Origin of the sequence: Pontibacterium sp., from assembly GCF_041587635.1 — a bacterium.
Classification (GTDB): domain Bacteria; phylum Pseudomonadota; class Gammaproteobacteria; order Pseudomonadales; family Balneatricaceae; genus Pontibacterium.
The window spans coordinates 1-1,103 of sequence record NZ_JBFGYC010000752.1; the positions used below are offsets into that span (position 1 = coordinate 1).

Consider the following 1,103-nt stretch of genomic DNA (forward strand, 5'->3'; position numbering starts at 1 on the left):
GCCCCGTAGGGCAAGCCCTTAAGCCTGCATCTGCGGTGTTGCAGTTTTTGTTAAGGACTACGACCATTAACTACAAACTGCGCCTGGCATCTACAGGCTTAAGGGCTTGCAGAGCGCTCACGGGACTTGTTCGCACCTTCCCTAGCTTCATAACAGACATAAAAAAGGCCACATAAAATGCGGCCTTTTTTATATCTGTCCGGCTGGGGGAAAGCACACCGGAACTGCAGTCACAACTTACTTTATGACTTTTTGTCTTCGTTCATCAGTGAACGAATTTTGAGACCGCCCCAGATCATCACGCCAGTCATAACGGCAATCATAACCAGACTTGGAGCCAGTGTTTCAAAGCTGTACGGATCGATACCAAACATGTTGTCACCCTCTCAAACAATGTTTTTCTAAATCTAAGAATTGGGGCTAGGTTACAACGAGACACATTAGTGAAAATTGATATAGCTCAAAAAACACCCTCCCGAGCTGGCAAGGTAAAGAGAAATATAGACACAGATCAATATAATGCGGTGCTTGCTCAACAGCAGCATGCCACCGCCCAATCGGAAATAGACAATGCCGATTCCTAGTGATTACTCATCAACCTGCTAAGCTTTATCAAGCACCCGCGAACGGCGCGCCCTTATCACGCCATTTTCGCTCAAGCTACGATCGGACCTTCCCTTTCTCACATGACTTAGGAGAGTGGTGATGCCGTACATGACGAAAGTCTGGACACCCGCAGAACTTGCGAAGATGAACGAGGAGAGTTTTCTGGTGGATCTGCTGGATACGATCAAATTCTCTCCTGAAATCGGTGACAATGATGCCACCATTGATCTGCTGAAAAAGAAGCTCGAAATTGTGGAAAGCCATATCCAACACCGGCTTGACGCAAAGTAATCAGCTTAGAGGTTGCTCATTCCGTGAGCCACTAGTGGGGGCATTCGCCCCCAGTTCTTACTTTACCTATAGAGTCTCCACTGCTTCTCCTCTTCTCAGCCCTATCTGACTTTTTGCCTCCCCCAAATCGGCCACACCCACAGACGTATCCTCCATATACGTATAAAGCATCCTCTGAAATACAACCTACGCCACCAACGCCTTCA

The 1,103-nt window shown here is 47.5% G+C and carries 2 protein-coding genes; one reads left to right on the forward strand and one right to left on the reverse strand.

The features are described from left to right. Window positions 1-242 precede the first annotated feature (242 nt). Window positions 243-374, reverse strand: coding sequence for a hypothetical protein (locus tag ABYW01_RS21425; protein WP_372836648.1), 132 nt, complete (start codon window positions 372-374; stop codon window positions 243-245). A gap of 331 nt (window positions 375-705) precedes the next feature. On the opposite strand from ABYW01_RS21425, the gene ABYW01_RS21430 reads away from it, so the two are divergent. Then, window positions 706-897, forward strand: a complete 192-nt coding sequence (locus ABYW01_RS21430; RefSeq protein WP_372836650.1) for a hypothetical protein — start codon at window positions 706-708, stop codon at window positions 895-897. Window positions 898-1,103 lie beyond the last annotated feature (206 nt).

Bases quoted from the DNA above. Each gene is read 5' to 3' on its own strand.
- ABYW01_RS21425 (WP_372836648.1), bottom strand. From the start codon at position 374: ATGTTTGGTATCGATCCGTACAGCTTTGAAACACTGGCTCCAAGTCTG.
- ABYW01_RS21430 (WP_372836650.1), top strand. From the start codon at position 706: ATGCCGTACATGACGAAAGTCTGGACACCCGCAGAACTTGCGAAGATG.